General features: G+C 72.6%; 14 protein-coding genes and 1 pseudogene. 10 read left to right on the forward strand and 5 right to left on the reverse strand.

Annotation, left to right across the window (positions count from 1 at the left end):
• Window positions 1-524 (forward strand): annotated as a pseudogene (locus V7004_RS12715) (methylmalonyl Co-A mutase-associated GTPase MeaB); the annotation flags it as partial.
• Between the two features lie 3 nt (window positions 525-527).
• Here the strand turns inward: V7004_RS12715 and mscL are convergent.
• On the reverse strand, window positions 528-911 hold the full coding sequence (mscL, locus tag V7004_RS12720; protein ID WP_334144417.1) for a large conductance mechanosensitive channel protein MscL: 384 nt from the start codon (window positions 909-911) through the stop codon (window positions 528-530).
• A 112-nt stretch (window positions 912-1,023) separates the two neighbouring features.
• On the opposite strand from mscL, the gene V7004_RS12725 reads away from it, so the two are divergent.
• Together V7004_RS12725 and V7004_RS12730 are read left to right on the forward strand one after the other, a co-directional pair.
• On the forward strand, window positions 1,024-1,803 hold the full coding sequence (locus tag V7004_RS12725; protein ID WP_334144419.1) for an enoyl-CoA hydratase/isomerase family protein: 780 nt from the start codon (window positions 1,024-1,026) through the stop codon (window positions 1,801-1,803).
• Window positions 1,804-1,867: 64 nt separating this feature from the next.
• Window positions 1,868-2,767, forward strand: coding sequence for a rhomboid family intramembrane serine protease (locus V7004_RS12730; RefSeq protein WP_334144421.1), 900 nt, complete (start codon window positions 1,868-1,870; stop codon window positions 2,765-2,767).
• A 16-nt stretch (window positions 2,768-2,783) separates the two neighbouring features.
• Here V7004_RS12730 and V7004_RS12735 read toward each other — a convergent pair whose 3' ends face one another.
• On the reverse strand, window positions 2,784-3,221 hold the full coding sequence (locus tag V7004_RS12735; protein WP_334144422.1) for an SRPBCC family protein: 438 nt from the start codon (window positions 3,219-3,221) through the stop codon (window positions 2,784-2,786).
• 138 nt (window positions 3,222-3,359) lie between these two features.
• Between V7004_RS12735 and V7004_RS12740 the strand changes: the two genes are divergently transcribed.
• Window positions 3,360-3,803 carry a hypothetical protein gene (locus V7004_RS12740; protein ID WP_334144425.1) on the forward strand — a complete coding sequence of 148 codons (444 nt, stop codon included), beginning with the start codon at window positions 3,360-3,362 and terminating at the stop codon, window positions 3,801-3,803.
• Window positions 3,804-3,837: 34 nt separating this feature from the next.
• On the opposite strand, the gene galT is transcribed toward V7004_RS12740, so the two are convergent.
• Window positions 3,838-4,830 carry a galactose-1-phosphate uridylyltransferase gene (gene galT / locus V7004_RS12745; protein WP_334144427.1) on the reverse strand — a complete coding sequence of 331 codons (993 nt, stop codon included), beginning with the start codon at window positions 4,828-4,830 and terminating at the stop codon, window positions 3,838-3,840.
• A gap of 11 nt (window positions 4,831-4,841) precedes the next feature.
• Window positions 4,842-5,585, reverse strand: a complete 744-nt coding sequence (locus V7004_RS12750) for a class I SAM-dependent methyltransferase (protein ID WP_334144429.1) — start codon at window positions 5,583-5,585, stop codon at window positions 4,842-4,844.
• A 79-nt stretch (window positions 5,586-5,664) separates the two neighbouring features.
• On the opposite strand from V7004_RS12750, the gene V7004_RS12755 reads away from it, so the two are divergent.
• From V7004_RS12755 to V7004_RS12775, 5 genes are read left to right on the forward strand one after another with little or no spacing between them, the layout of a single operon-like run.
• A complete protein-coding gene (locus tag V7004_RS12755) occupies window positions 5,665-6,618 on the forward strand; it encodes a hypothetical protein (RefSeq protein WP_334144430.1) in 954 nt (317 codons plus the stop codon).
• A 1-nt stretch (window position 6,619) separates the two neighbouring features.
• On the forward strand, window positions 6,620-7,291 hold the full coding sequence (locus tag V7004_RS12760; protein WP_334144431.1) for a DUF4129 domain-containing protein: 672 nt from the start codon (window positions 6,620-6,622) through the stop codon (window positions 7,289-7,291).
• Window positions 7,288-8,421 (forward strand): DUF4350 domain-containing protein, encoded by a 1,134-nt coding sequence (locus tag V7004_RS12765; protein WP_334144432.1) that lies wholly within the window; start codon window positions 7,288-7,290, stop codon window positions 8,419-8,421. The genes V7004_RS12760 and V7004_RS12765 overlap by 4 nt, the downstream gene beginning before the upstream one ends.
• On the forward strand, window positions 8,411-9,364 hold the full coding sequence (locus tag V7004_RS12770; RefSeq protein WP_334144433.1) for an AAA family ATPase: 954 nt from the start codon (window positions 8,411-8,413) through the stop codon (window positions 9,362-9,364). Before V7004_RS12765 ends, V7004_RS12770 begins: the two co-directional genes overlap by 11 nt.
• A gap of 2 nt (window positions 9,365-9,366) precedes the next feature.
• Window positions 9,367-10,668 carry a DUF58 domain-containing protein gene (locus tag V7004_RS12775; protein ID WP_334144434.1) on the forward strand — a complete coding sequence of 434 codons (1,302 nt, stop codon included), beginning with the start codon at window positions 9,367-9,369 and terminating at the stop codon, window positions 10,666-10,668.
• A 61-nt stretch (window positions 10,669-10,729) separates the two neighbouring features.
• On the opposite strand, the gene V7004_RS12780 is transcribed toward V7004_RS12775, so the two are convergent.
• Entirely contained in the window at window positions 10,730-11,758 is a 1,029-nt protein-coding gene (locus V7004_RS12780; protein WP_334144435.1) for a stage II sporulation protein M, read from the reverse strand.
• A 28-nt stretch (window positions 11,759-11,786) separates the two neighbouring features.
• Between V7004_RS12780 and V7004_RS12785 the strand changes: the two genes are divergently transcribed.
• Window positions 11,787-12,543: RDD family protein (locus V7004_RS12785; protein ID WP_334144436.1), on the forward strand; the 757-nt coding region annotated here is incomplete at its 3' end.

Here is a 12,543-nt window from a genome sequence, read left to right on the forward strand (position 1 = left end):
GGCCGTGGGTGGTCATCGAGACGGTGGGGGTGGGGCAGGTCGAGGTGGAGGTGGCCAGCGAGACCGACACCACGGTGGTGGTCCTCAACCCCGGTTGGGGTGACGCGGTGCAGGCCAACAAGGCGGGCTTGATGGAGGTCGCGGACGTCTTCGTGATCAACAAGGCCGACCGCCCGGGTGCGGCGGACACCCGGAGCGACCTCCAGCAGATGCTCGAGCTCTCGTCTCCCGACGGCTGGTCGCCACCGATCATCGACACCGTCGCCATCACGGGCGAAGGGGTCGACGAGCTGTGGCGCGCGCTGGGCGAGCATCGGGACTGGCTGTCCCGTAGCGGCCGGCGGGACCGGCGCCTCACCGAGCGGGCGTCGCGCGAGCTGCACGCCGTCGTCGCCGCCCGGCTGGCCGAGCAGGCTGAGCAGCTCGGGAGCGACGCCCTGTTCGACGAGCTCGTCGGGGCGGTCGTGGCCCGGGAGCTCGACCCGTGGACCGCCGCCGATCGGCTGCTGGCGGCGGGAGCCTGACCGTCAGCTCTCGCGGCCGACGAGCGCGTCGCGGATCTGGGTGAGCAGCTGCACCTCGGTCTCGGCCGGCTCCTGCTCCTCTTCCTCGGCCTTCGATCGCAGCTTCTGCAGTGTGTTCAGACCCTTGACCACGAGGAACATGGCCACCGCCACGATCAGGAAGTTGATGACCGCGTTGATGAACGCCCCGTAGACGATGTCGGTGCCTCGGATCCGGATCGACAGTGCGCCGAAGTCGGGCTGGTCGAACAGCGCCGCCACCAGCTGCATCAGGATGCCCTGGGCGAACGCGTTGACCACCTGGGTGAAGGCGGCCCCGACCACGACCGCCACCGCGAGGTCGACGACGTTCCCCCGGGCGATGAACTCCTTGAACTCCTTGAACACGGCCCTCTCCTCTCTCCTCCGGATGTGTGAGGGTCGCCCGCAGTCTGGCAGCGGGTGAGCGCGGCGACCGGGCCGGGCAAGCCGTGGGGGCGAGGGCAGTACGGTGACGGCCATGACCGACGCTCCTCTCGTCCACCTCGACCGGCGCCCCGACGGCGTGGCGGTGATCCGCCTCGACAACGGCAAGGTGAACTCGCTGTCCACCGCCCTGCTCGGGAAGCTGCGGGCGGTGATCGCCGAGTTGGAGGCGGACCTGCCGGGCGCGGTGGTGGTCACGGGCAACGATCGGATGTTCGCGGCGGGCGCCGACATCGCCGAGTTCGGCGGCCCGGAGGAGGCCCGCCAGATCGGCGCCGCGTTCCTGGACGCCCTGAACGCGCTGGCCGACCTGCCCCGGGTGACCATCGCCGCGATCGCCGGCTACGCCCTCGGCGGTGGTTGCGAGCTGGCGCTGGCCTGTGACCTGCGATTCGCGGCCGAGAGCGCCCGGTTGGGGCAACCGGAGATCCTCCTCGGCATCATCCCCGGCGGGGGAGGGACCCAGCGGCTGGCCCGGCTGGTCGGCCCGTCGCGAGCCAAGGACCTCATCTTCACGGGGCGGCACGTGCCGGCCGAGGAAGCCCTCGCCATGGGCCTGGTCGATCGGGTCGTCCCCGCCGGGGAGCTGCTCGAGACCACCCTCGGGTACGCGGCCGAGCTGGCCCGGGGGCCTGTGGTGGCGCACGGCTTGGCCAAGCGGGCCATCGACCGCGGCCTCGACATCACCCTCGACGGCGGGTTGCAGCTCGAGCAGCAGCTGTTCGTCGAGGTGTTCACCACCGAGGACAGCCGTATCGGGGTGGCCAGCTTCCGGGAGCACGGCCCGGGCAAGGCGACCTTCACCGGACGCTGAGCGCGGCCGTTCATCCGGCGCCCTCGACCCCCGATTCGTCGCCGGCGCCGGTAGCGTCGAGATCGTGACCACCGGAATCGTCACCTGCTACCGGCACCACGACCGGCGCGCTGGCGTGACCTGCCAGCGGTGCGGCCGGCCGATCTGCCCGAGCTGCATGGTGCCGGCCTCGGTCGGCTTCCACTGCCCCGAGTGCGCCCGGGCCGGTGCGCAGCAGGTCCACACGATGCGCAGCCTCCGCGCCCCCTCCGGCGGGCCGGTCGTCACCCAGGTGCTCATCGCCCTCAACGCCGTGGTGTTCCTCGCCGATCTCGTGGCGGGAGGCGCGGCGTCGCTGTGGGCGTCCTCCTACAGTCGCATCAGCGAGTGGGGGCTGCTGGTCGGCGCGGCACTCGGCAGCAACGGGCAGCCGATCGGGGTCGCCGACGGCCAGTGGTGGCGGATCGTCACCAGCGGCTTCCTCCACGCCGGGCTGGTCCACATCGGCATGAACATGCTCGTGCTGTGGATCCTCGGCTCCCAGCTCGAACCGGCCCTGGGCCGGGCCAGGTTCCTGGCCCTGTACCTCACCAGTCTCGTCGCTGGTGCCTTCGGGGTGCTGCTGGTCTCACCCACCTCACCCACCGTCGGCGCCTCCGGGGCCATCTTCGGCCTGCTGGGTGCGGCGTTCGCGGCGCAGCGGGCCCGCGGCATCGATCCGTGGCGGTCGGGCCTCGGCGGCCTGCTCATCTTGAACCTGGTGATCACCTTCGCGGTGCCCGGCATCTCGGTCGGGGGGCACGTCGGGGGGTTGCTCGGCGGGCTCCTGGCGGGGTTCGTGGTCTTCCGCCTCGACGAGCGCACGCGGTCCGCGGTCCCGGCCGTGGTCGCGTGCGCGGCGATCACCGTGGTGCTGTGGGTCGGGTGCCTGTGGGCCGCCAGCCACTGGGCCGATCCGGTGCTCGGGTTCCTGTCATCGCGCTAGCGCTCGATCGACGCGCTCAGCCTTCGATCAGCCGTTTCAGGTTGCGCAGGTTGCGGGCCCAGATCAGCCGCAGCACCTCGCCCCCCAGCACCGCCCCGAGCGCACCGCCGAGCCACCAGGGGAAGCGCAGGTCCTCGCGCCAGCTGAACCGGGTCCGGCCGCCGGGCAGGCCACGCAGCGTGAACCGCCCCCGGCCGGTGACCACCCCCACGTGCGCGACGCCCATGGCCCGCCCCGGCCGCCACTCGGTCACCTCCATGCGGTCCACGAGCCGGAACGGCCCGACTCGCGTATCGCAGTCGAACGTGGTGCCGACCCCCCGCCGGCGGGCAGAGGTGAACCGGATCGCCTCGGCGTCGGCCATCCACTCGACGTGCGAGCCGATGTCCTCGATCGCCCGCCACACCACCCCTCGGGGCGCATCGATGGTGACGGCGACACGGATGGCGGGCACCTGCTCATGGTAGGGAAGCCGGAATCGACGGTGACCGAGCGACACCGGCCCCCTCGCCGTCGGCGCGCTGGCTAGCATCGCCGCCGGGCCCCGCGGCGAGCAGCGATGCTCGCCGGCGCTCTGACAGGAGGACGAGCGGTGGCGAAGTTCGATCTGGCGGAGTTGGCGGCGCCGGCACTGGCCCGTGGCGAGGAGATCCTGGCCACGGTGCGGGTCAACTGGAACGGGATGGTCCCGCCGGCCCAGGTCACCACCGGCGCCGGACTCGCCAGCCTGGGTCAGGCCGCCGAGCCGCCGAGCCCCGATCAGCTCGTGGTGTTCCCCTCGGCCAAGCAGATGGCCCTGGTGCTCACCGGTGGTCGGATCCTGGCCTGGAGCCTCGGGCTGACCGGCAAGCCGAAGCAGTACCTGGGCGAGGTCCCGTTGAGTGCCATCGCCGAGGTCCAGCTGGGACAGGTGCGCTTCGGTGGTCTGATCCGGGTGGTCATGCGCTCGACGGCCCAGGTCGACCTGGAGGTCATGCGCGGCGAGGACGGCGAAGGGTTCTTCGGGCAGCTCCACCATCTCATCGGCGGCTCGTAGGGCCGTCAGCGGGCCCGGCGCTGCCCGACCCCGGTCAGCCCCTTCGACGAGCGGCGGCGAGCTGGGGTGCGGCCTGCTCCGGGGCCACGATGTTGATCATCACCCCCGTGCCCTCCTCGAAGCCGGCCTGGCTGGTGATGTGCGGCAGGACGTGCACGTGCCAGTGGTACAGCCCCCGATCGTGGTGCGGCGCGGTGTGGAACACGAGGTTGTAGGCCACGTCGCCCACCGCCGCGTCGAGGTCGGCCAGCGCGTCCCGCAACGCCCGCCCGACCGCCACCAGGTCCGCGGGTGACGAGTGCGCCAGGTGCGGCTCGTGCCGGCGCGGCAGCACCAGCATCTCGTAGGGCACACCGCTCCAGTACGGGCAGACCACCACCAGCCGGTCGGTGGCCGCGACGATCCGGTGGTGCTCGTGCTCCTCCACCGCGATCGTCTCGCACAGCAGGCAGGTGCCGTGGTGCGCGGCGAAGCCGACGAACTGCTCCTGCTCGGCGGCGAGCTCGTCAGGCACGAAGGGGATGCCGAGGAGCTGGCCGTGGGGGTGCTCGACCGAGGCACCCGCCTCCCGGCCGTGGTTGACGATGGTCTGCGTGTAGCGGATGTCCGAGAGGCGGGCATGGTCCTCGAGGCGGTCCCGGATCGCGGCCATGACCAGCCCGGCCTGCTTGTCGCTCAGCGCCCCCCAGCCGGCGTGGTGGTCCGGTGAGAGCACGAGCACCTCGTGGATACCCACTGCTGGCGCCTCGGTGAAGATCGACCCCAGCTCGGTCACGGTGAACGGACCCCGGCCGCTGAACGCCGGGTAGAGGTTGGGCACCACCCGCACCGACCACTGGCCGTCGCGACCGTAGGTCTCGAGCGCGGGCGCGGTCGCTTCCTCGTTGCCGGGGCAGAAGGGGCAGGGCCGGTCGTCGGAGGTCTGGACGGGGAGTCGTCGTGGTGCGAAGCCACCCGGACGAGCTGCCCGCCCGACGGCGATGGTCACCCAGCGCCCGTTGAGTGGATTGAGCCTGAGCTGGCTCACGACCGGCGACGCTAGCGCGCCGGTCCGGTCCGGTAGACGACCACCTGGTGCTCGCTGCGCTCGGTGAACGGCTCGCCGGCCCACGACTCGCTCCTGCCGTCGAGAACCCACCCGGTGTCCCGGGCCAGCTCGTCGAGTTCGTCCGGGAGCAGGTAGTGCAGGCGCCACGGCCGCAGGCGCACGCCCACCTCGGTGATCTCGATGTGCTGCCCGATCACCGAGCGATCGGTGGGGTCGAGGCGGGACGCGGTGAGCACCACCCGCTCCTCCTCGATGAGGCGGACGTCGACGCCCTGCGCGACCTCGGTGGTCTCGGGGAACACGATCGTCTCGACCACGAGCAGGCCGCCGTCGCGGACCACCCGGCGGGCATCGGCCAGACACCGGCGCTGGGAGCGCTCGTCGGGGAGGTTGAACAGGGTGTTGAACGCCACCAGCACTACGCCGAACGTGCGGGCCGTGAACGGCAGGGCGGCCATGTCGGCCTCCACCGCGGCCACCCGGTCCGCTCCGGGCTTGGCCCGCAACCTGGCGAGCATGGCCGCCGACGAGTCGAGGCCGACCACCGTCAGGCCCCGGGCCGCGATGGCGAGCGCCAAGCGGCCCGTCCCCGTGCCGAGCTCCAGCACCGGCCCACCAGCGGCGAGCCCCTCGATCGCGGCCGCGCAGCTCTGCGTGCCGGGCAGGTCCCGGTACCAGTCGTCGTAGACATCCGCGAAGGCGTCGCCGTAGCTCGACGGGCGGTAGCCCTCCATGGGGCCAGTCTGGCGCGCCAGAATGAGCGGGCCCGCACGCCCGCGACGCCGGGCGCACCCGCAGGGACCGAGGAGGACGGTGGACACCGACGGGAACGCGCAGCGCCCCGCATCACCGTGGGTCGCGCCCGAGGCCGGCTCGGAGCAGCCCGGTGGCGATCGCCGCCCGCCGGTCACCACCCGGCGCCACGCTCGCCCGGAGCCGACGGTCCGGTCGCCGGTGCCGTTGCGACCGATGACCGCCTCGGACATGCTCGACGGCGCGTTCCGGGTGATCAAGCTGCGGCCGAAGCGGGTCCTGGCCGCCGCGGCGGTGGTGGTCGTGCCCCCGCAGATCGTGCTGGCGCTCGGACAGGGAGGCCTCGACCGCAACCCCTTCGCTGGCTGGCTGGGTTGGGGGAGCCTCAGCGTGGCCGGCTCCTCGACCGTGTCGAGCTGGGGGGTGCTGGCGTTCCTCGCGGGCACCCTGCTGAGCTCATTGAGCCTCTTCTTCCTCGGCGGCGTGGTCACCGCGTTCGTCACCAACTGGGTGATGGGTCAGGACATCACGGCCCGGGACGCACTGGCGACGTCATTCCGTCGAGGTGGTCCGTTCGTGGGTGCGTGGGCGATCCTGCTCGTGCCGAAGCTGATGGCGGCGGCCATGTGCTACCTGCCGCTGCTGTTCTTCGTGGCGCTGGTCGTGGTCACTGCCCCCGCGATCACCGCCGAGGGGATCGGGCCATGGGAGGGGATCCGCCGCTCTGCGTCGCTCATGGGCCGGCGGTACTGGCCTGCGGTGCTGGTCGTGTTCCTCACCTACCTGGTCGAGACCGCGCTGCGGTACTCGGGCCTGCTGCTCGGCCTGGTCACCCAGTTGCTCCCTGCGCCCGCCGACTGGATCGGTCTCGCGCTGGTCAACTCCGCGTACGGCGTGGTGGTGCAGACCGCGGTGGTGTCGGTGAGTGTGTTGCTGTACCTCGACGCTCGCATCCGCACCGAAGGTCTGGACCTGGAGCTGCAGGCCGCCGACGTGCTGCCGGCCGGGGCGTGACGTGATCGACCAGGTGCTGCGGGTCGCACCCGCCTGGGCGGTGGTCCGGGGCCTGCCGTCGCCGGGGCCCGACGCGGACGAGGCTCGCCGCCGGGCGGAGGAGATCCTCTCCCGACCCGTGTTCGAGCGGTTCCACGCGCCGCCACCGTCGCCGGGGTTCTCGCTGCCCGACCTGAGCCGGCCGGTGTCGGTGGTGGCCTGGATCGTGGTGGCCATCGTCGTCGCGGTGGTGGTGTGGGTGGTGATCCATCTCGTGCGCTCGCTGCAGCGTGAACCGGCCACACCGGAGCAGACCGGGGTCGAGGTCTCCTTCGACGAGCGCCGCCGCCGGTGGCGCGACTGGATCGGCGAGGCGGAGCGGCTCGAAGCGGCGGGAGACTGGAAAGAAGGGCTGCGGGCTCGCTACCGGGCGCTGGTGGCGTTGCTGGTCGAGCGGGGTGCCGTGCGGGATCTGCCCGGTCGGACGACCGGAGAGCTCCGGGCCGAGCTGGCGGAGCGGTTGCCACCCGCGAGTCCACCGTTCTCGTCCGCCTCCGAGCTGTTCGAGCAGGCCTGGTACGGAGCTGTGTCGACAGGCCCGGCGGAGAGCGAGCGGTTCCGGGCCCTCGCGGGTGAGGTTTCGGAGCGGGCGGGCCAGGGCGAGCAGCGGGCGCGCCGCCGGGAGCAGGTGTGATCCCCGCCGCGAGGCTGCCGGCGCGCCCGCTGCCCACCGGCGACTGGCGGTCGCTGGGCGTGGTGGTGCTGCTCGGTGCCTTCGCCGCGCTCGGCTCGTCGCTGACCTCCGTGCCCCGGGCCGCGGCCTACGAGCCGGACTCCACCGACCCGTCCGGCACCAAGGCCCTGGTGATGCTGCTCGAGTCCTTCGGTGCCGAGGTCGACGTCGTGGCCGGCGGTCCGCCCCCGGACGCGCAGGTCGCGCTCATGCTGTCCAACGTGATCGCCCCGGAAGACGAGCCGGCCGTGATGCGCTGGGTGGAGAACGGCGGGCGGTTGATCGTCGCCGATCCCTACAGCGCGCTCGCACCCCCGCCCGAGACCCGGTCCTCGCCGTTCGCCACCACCAGTGGCCGACTGCGCAAGGGGCGATGCGAGATCCCCGCGCTCGATCAGCTCGCCGAGCTCGACGTCGGGCCGAGCTACTCGCGCTTCGAGGTGCCGGCCACCATGCAGGGGTGCTTCGACGAGGGACGCGGGGCCTTCGTGGTCGCCGGTCTCCGGGGGGAGGGTTGGCTCGTGTTCCTCGGTGGTGCCGACCAGTTCACCAACTCCCTGCTCGCCGCGGCCGACAACGCGGGGCTGGCGGTGGCGCTGCTGGCGCCGCAGGAGGGGACCCGGGTGGCGATCCTCGACCCCAGCGGCGGTGTGCCGTCCGATCGCTCGCTGTTCGATGCGCTCCCCCGAGGCTTCTGGCTGGCCGTCACCCAGCTGGCGGTGGCCTTCGGGATCTACGGCTGGTTCCGGGGCCGCCGCCTCGGACCGGTCATCGTCGAGCCCCAGCCCGTGCAGATCGAGGGCTCGGAGCTGGTGAGCGCGGTCGGGAACCTCGCCCAGCTCTCACGGCGACCGGACCGCACCGCGGCGGTGCTGCGCCGGGCCTTGCACCGGGAGCTCGCTGAGCGTCTGGGGCTGGGGCGTGACGCCACCCCGGCCGTCGTGGCCGAGGTCACCGCGGCCCGCACCGGTATCGACCGAGACCGCATCGCCGCGGTGCTCGCCGGCCCGGCGGTGGTCGACGACGGGCAGCTCGTGGCGCTGGCCGGCGAGATCGATCGCATCCGCAAGGAGGTTCTGCATGAACGCTGACCCGAGGGGACCGATCCTCGCGCTCCGGGAGGAGGTGGGGAAGGTGGTGGTCGGTCAGGACGGCACGCTCAGTGGCCTCGTCGCGGCCCTGCTGGTGCGGGGCCACGTGCTGCTCGAGGGCGTGCCGGGCACCGCCAAGACCCTGCTGGTCAAAGCGCTCGCCGCGGCGCTCGACCTCGACTTCAAGCGCCTCCAGTTCACCCCCGACCTCATGCCCTCCGACGTGGTCGGCCAGGTGATCTTCGACGCGCCCGAGGGAACCTTCCGTTTCCGCCAGGGCCCGATCTTCACCAACCTGCTGCTCGCGGATGAGATCAACCGGACGCCACCCAAGGCGCAGTCCGCGCTCCTCGAGGCCATGGAAGAGCGCCAGGTGTCGATCGAGGGGTCGACCCGCCCGTTGCCCGAGCCGTTCATCGTGGTGGCCACCCAGAACCCGGTGGAGTACGAGGGCACCTATCCGCTGCCGGAAGCGCAGCTGGACCGGTTCCTGTTCAAGCTGGTCGTGGGCTACCCGTCGGCCGAGCAGGAGCAGCAGGTGCTGCGCCGCCACGACGAAGGCCTCGACCCGCACGACATCGCCGCCGCGGGGGTGCGAGCGGTGGCCAGTGCGGCCGACCTGGCGGCAGCCGCCGCCGCGATCCGCGACATCCGGGTCGACCCGGCGGTCCAGGCCTACATGGTGTCGCTGGTGCGAGCCACCCGAGAGGTGCCGTCGCTCTCGCTCGGGGTGTCCCCCCGGGGAGCCACCGCGCTGCTGCACGCGGCCAAGGCGTGGGCCTGGCTGGCGGGGCGGCCGTTCGTCACCCCGGACGAGGTGAAGGCCGTCGCCAAGCCCACGCTGCGCCACCGCATCCTGCTCCGGCCCGAGCTGGAGCTCGAAGGCGCCACCCCCGACGGTGTGCTCGACGGCATCCTGGCTTCCGTCCCGGTGCCCCGCTGATCGTGCTGGTCCCCACCCGTCGCCTGGCCGCGCTCGCCGCGCTCGCCGCGGTGGCGGTGCTCGTCCTGGGCTCGGAGACCGGGTTCTGGCTGGTCAACGGCGCGCTGGTGGTGGCGGCGGTGATCGACGGGCTGCTCGCCCCGCCACCGGCGTCGGTGCGGATCGAGCGTGAGCTGCCCGAAGTGGTCACCCTGGGTGCACGTGCTCCGCTCACCTGGACGGTGACCAACCTGGGCGCCCGGCCGGTCCGGTTGACCTTCGCCGATCAGCTCGCACCGTCCCTGCGGCCGGGCACCCGTCAGGCCCGGCTTCGGGTCGGTCCCGACCAGACGGCCCACGTCCGCACCGAGCTGGCCCCGACCCGCCGAGGCCGCTTCGAGGTCGAAGGGCTGACGCTCCGGGTCGAAGGGCCGCTGGGGTTGGCGTCGCGCCAGCGCACCCGCCCGCTACCGGCGGTGCTGCGGGTCTACCCGTCGTTCCGGTCCCGGGCCCAAGCGGAGCTGCGCATCGACAAGGCCCGCATCGTGGAGGTCGGGCTGCGCTCGGCGAGTGGGCACGGCGGCGGGACCGAGTTCGAACAGCTGCGCGACTACACGGTCGACGACGAGTTCCGCCGCATCGACTGGGCGGCCACGGCCCGGTCAGGCAAGGCGATCGTGCGCACCTACCGGGCCGAGCGGAACCAGACGGTCATCAGCCTGCTCGACAACGGCCGGGTGATGGCCGGCAGGGTCGACGGCGTCCCGAGGGTGGAGCACGCCATGGACGCGGTGATGATGCTCACCGCGGTCGCCACCCGGCTCGGTGACCGCGCCGGGCTGGTGGCCTTCGACCGCACGGTGCGGGCGGTCGTCCCCCCAGGGCACACCCGTGACCAGCTCACCCGGGTGACCGAAGCCATGTACGAGCTCGAACCCCAGCTCGCCGAGAGCGACTACCGGGGCGCGTGCACGCAGACCCTGGCCCGGTTCCGCCGGCGGGCGATGCTGGTGGTGTTCACCGACCTGGTCGAGCAGGCGGTGGGCGAGACGCTGCTGCCCGCGCTGGGGTTGATCGCTCGCAGCCACCTCGTGGTGGTGGCCGCGGTGCGCGACCCCGAGGTGGTGTCCTGGGCCCGCTCGTCGCCCCGCGATGCCTCGGAGGCGTACCGCAAGGGAGCGGCGATCGTGGCCCTCGAGGAGCGCCAGCGCACCACGGCCCGGTTGCGCGGTGCGGGCGCGACGGTCGTGGACGCACCCCCCGGGGAGCTGGCCCCGCGGTTGGCCGACGCGTACCTGAAGGTCAAGGCCACCGGCCGCCTCTGAGCTGGTCGTGCCCCTCTTCACTCCCGAACACGTCGAGCAGGGCGTGGTGCCAGGACGATGCTCACCTGCCCGAGGTGGCGACGGGGAACACGCCCGCGACGTCAGCGGGTCGCTCGCCGAGCGCGCCGGTGAGGCCCTGGGCGGCCGCCGCCCGGCCCCTCCGCCACAGGTACGCGACGAACACCGCCCAGGCGGTGAGCCCGATGCCCACCCGCACCGCCGCCGGCAGGCCGCTGCCGGTCACGAAGCCCTCGATCAGCCCCGCGGCCACGAACGTGGCCATCAGCCCCAGCGCGATCGCCGCCGCCCGCCGGCCTTCCTCGGCGACCGCCTCGCTGCGGAGCCGGTCACCGGGGGCGATCAGCGCCCACCCCACGGCCAGCCCGGCACCACCGGCGAACACGATGGCCGTGAGCTCCAGGGCACCGTGCGGCAGGATCAGGCCGAAGAAGCGCAGCGTGTCGCCCTCGCTGATCATCCACGCCGCGGCCTGACCCAACGACACCCCGTTGAAGGCCAGGATGGCGACACCCGGGACGCAGGCGATCCCACCGAGCGCGAAGGCCATGAACCCGACGCGGATGTTGTTGGTGGTCACCTGGGTGAAGAACTGCGCGCTCGGCTGCGCCGAGTAGTACTGCTCGAACTGCTGCTCGACGTAGTGCGTGCGCTCCGCCGCGCTCCCGGAGGCATCCAGCGCGGCCCGGCTGTTGAGCAGCCACACTGCCACCAGCACCGCGGGGCCGAAGAAGGCCACCGCGGCGACGGCCATGAAGCGCCGGTTGTGCCACACCGCGGCGGGGAAGGTCGTGGCGAAGAAGCCGACGATCGTCTGCGCGGTGCGCGGTCGCTTGCCGTAGATGACCTGCGCGGCGGCCGCCACCAGCTTGGTGAGGCGGGCGGTGAGGGCCGGGTCGCGGAAGTAGGTCTGCGCATAGGAGAGCTGCGCCGTGCTGCGCTGGTAGAGCGCCACCAGCTCGTCGAGCTCGCCGTCGTCCAGCGCGGCCACCCGCTGCCGGGCGCGCCGGGTCAGCTCGTCGAGGCGGACCCAGGTGGCCTCGTTGGAGCTGATGTACCGGTCGATGTCCACCCACCCGTTACGGTAGTGGCCTCCCTGCATGAGCACCGCCCAGCCCTCCGGCATCGTCACTCCCGAAGCCGTCCTCCTCGAGTTCGACACCGCCAGCGTCGGCTCACGCACCATCGCGGAGCTCATCGACCTGCTGGTGCAGGCCGTCACCCTCATCGGGGTGTGGACGGTGGCGGGCATCGTGGCCGCCTCCAGCCCGTTGCTCGAGACCGCCGCCACCATCGCCGCGCTGGTGCTCACCTTCCTCGTGCTGGTCGGCTACCCGGCGGGGTTCGAGACGCTCTGGCAAGGTCGCACCCTCGGCAAGGCGGCGCTCGGCTTGCGGGTGGTCACCCGGGAAGGCGGCCCCATCCGCTTCCGGCACGCCGCGATCCGGGCCATGTTCGGTCTGATCGAGATCTACGCGTTCCTCGGCTCGATCGCCGCCCTGTCGATCATCCTGACCCGCAACGACCAACGGGTCGGTGATCTGGCGGCCGGCACCTTCGTGTTGCGGGAGCGCCGCGCCGCCTCGCAGGCGGTGGCCGTGAGCTTCATGCCCCCGCGGGGCTACGAGGCCTACACCGCGTCGCTCGACGTGACCGCGCTGACCGAAGAGCAGTACGGCGTGCTCCGCTCCTTCCTGCTGCGTGCTCCGCAGCTCACCCTCCCGGCCCGGTACGCACTGTCGGTGCGCCTGGCGGAGCCGGTGACGAGGCTGCTGCACCACACGCCCCCAGCGGGTGTGGGGCCGGAGGCCTTCCTGGCGTGTGTGGCGGCCGCGTACCAGCGACGCCACGGCGGTC

Origin of the sequence: Rhabdothermincola sp. (assembly GCF_036846205.1) — a bacterium.
In the GTDB taxonomy this organism is placed as follows: Bacteria; Actinomycetota; Acidimicrobiia; order Acidimicrobiales; family Acidimicrobilacustridaceae; genus Rhabdothermincola.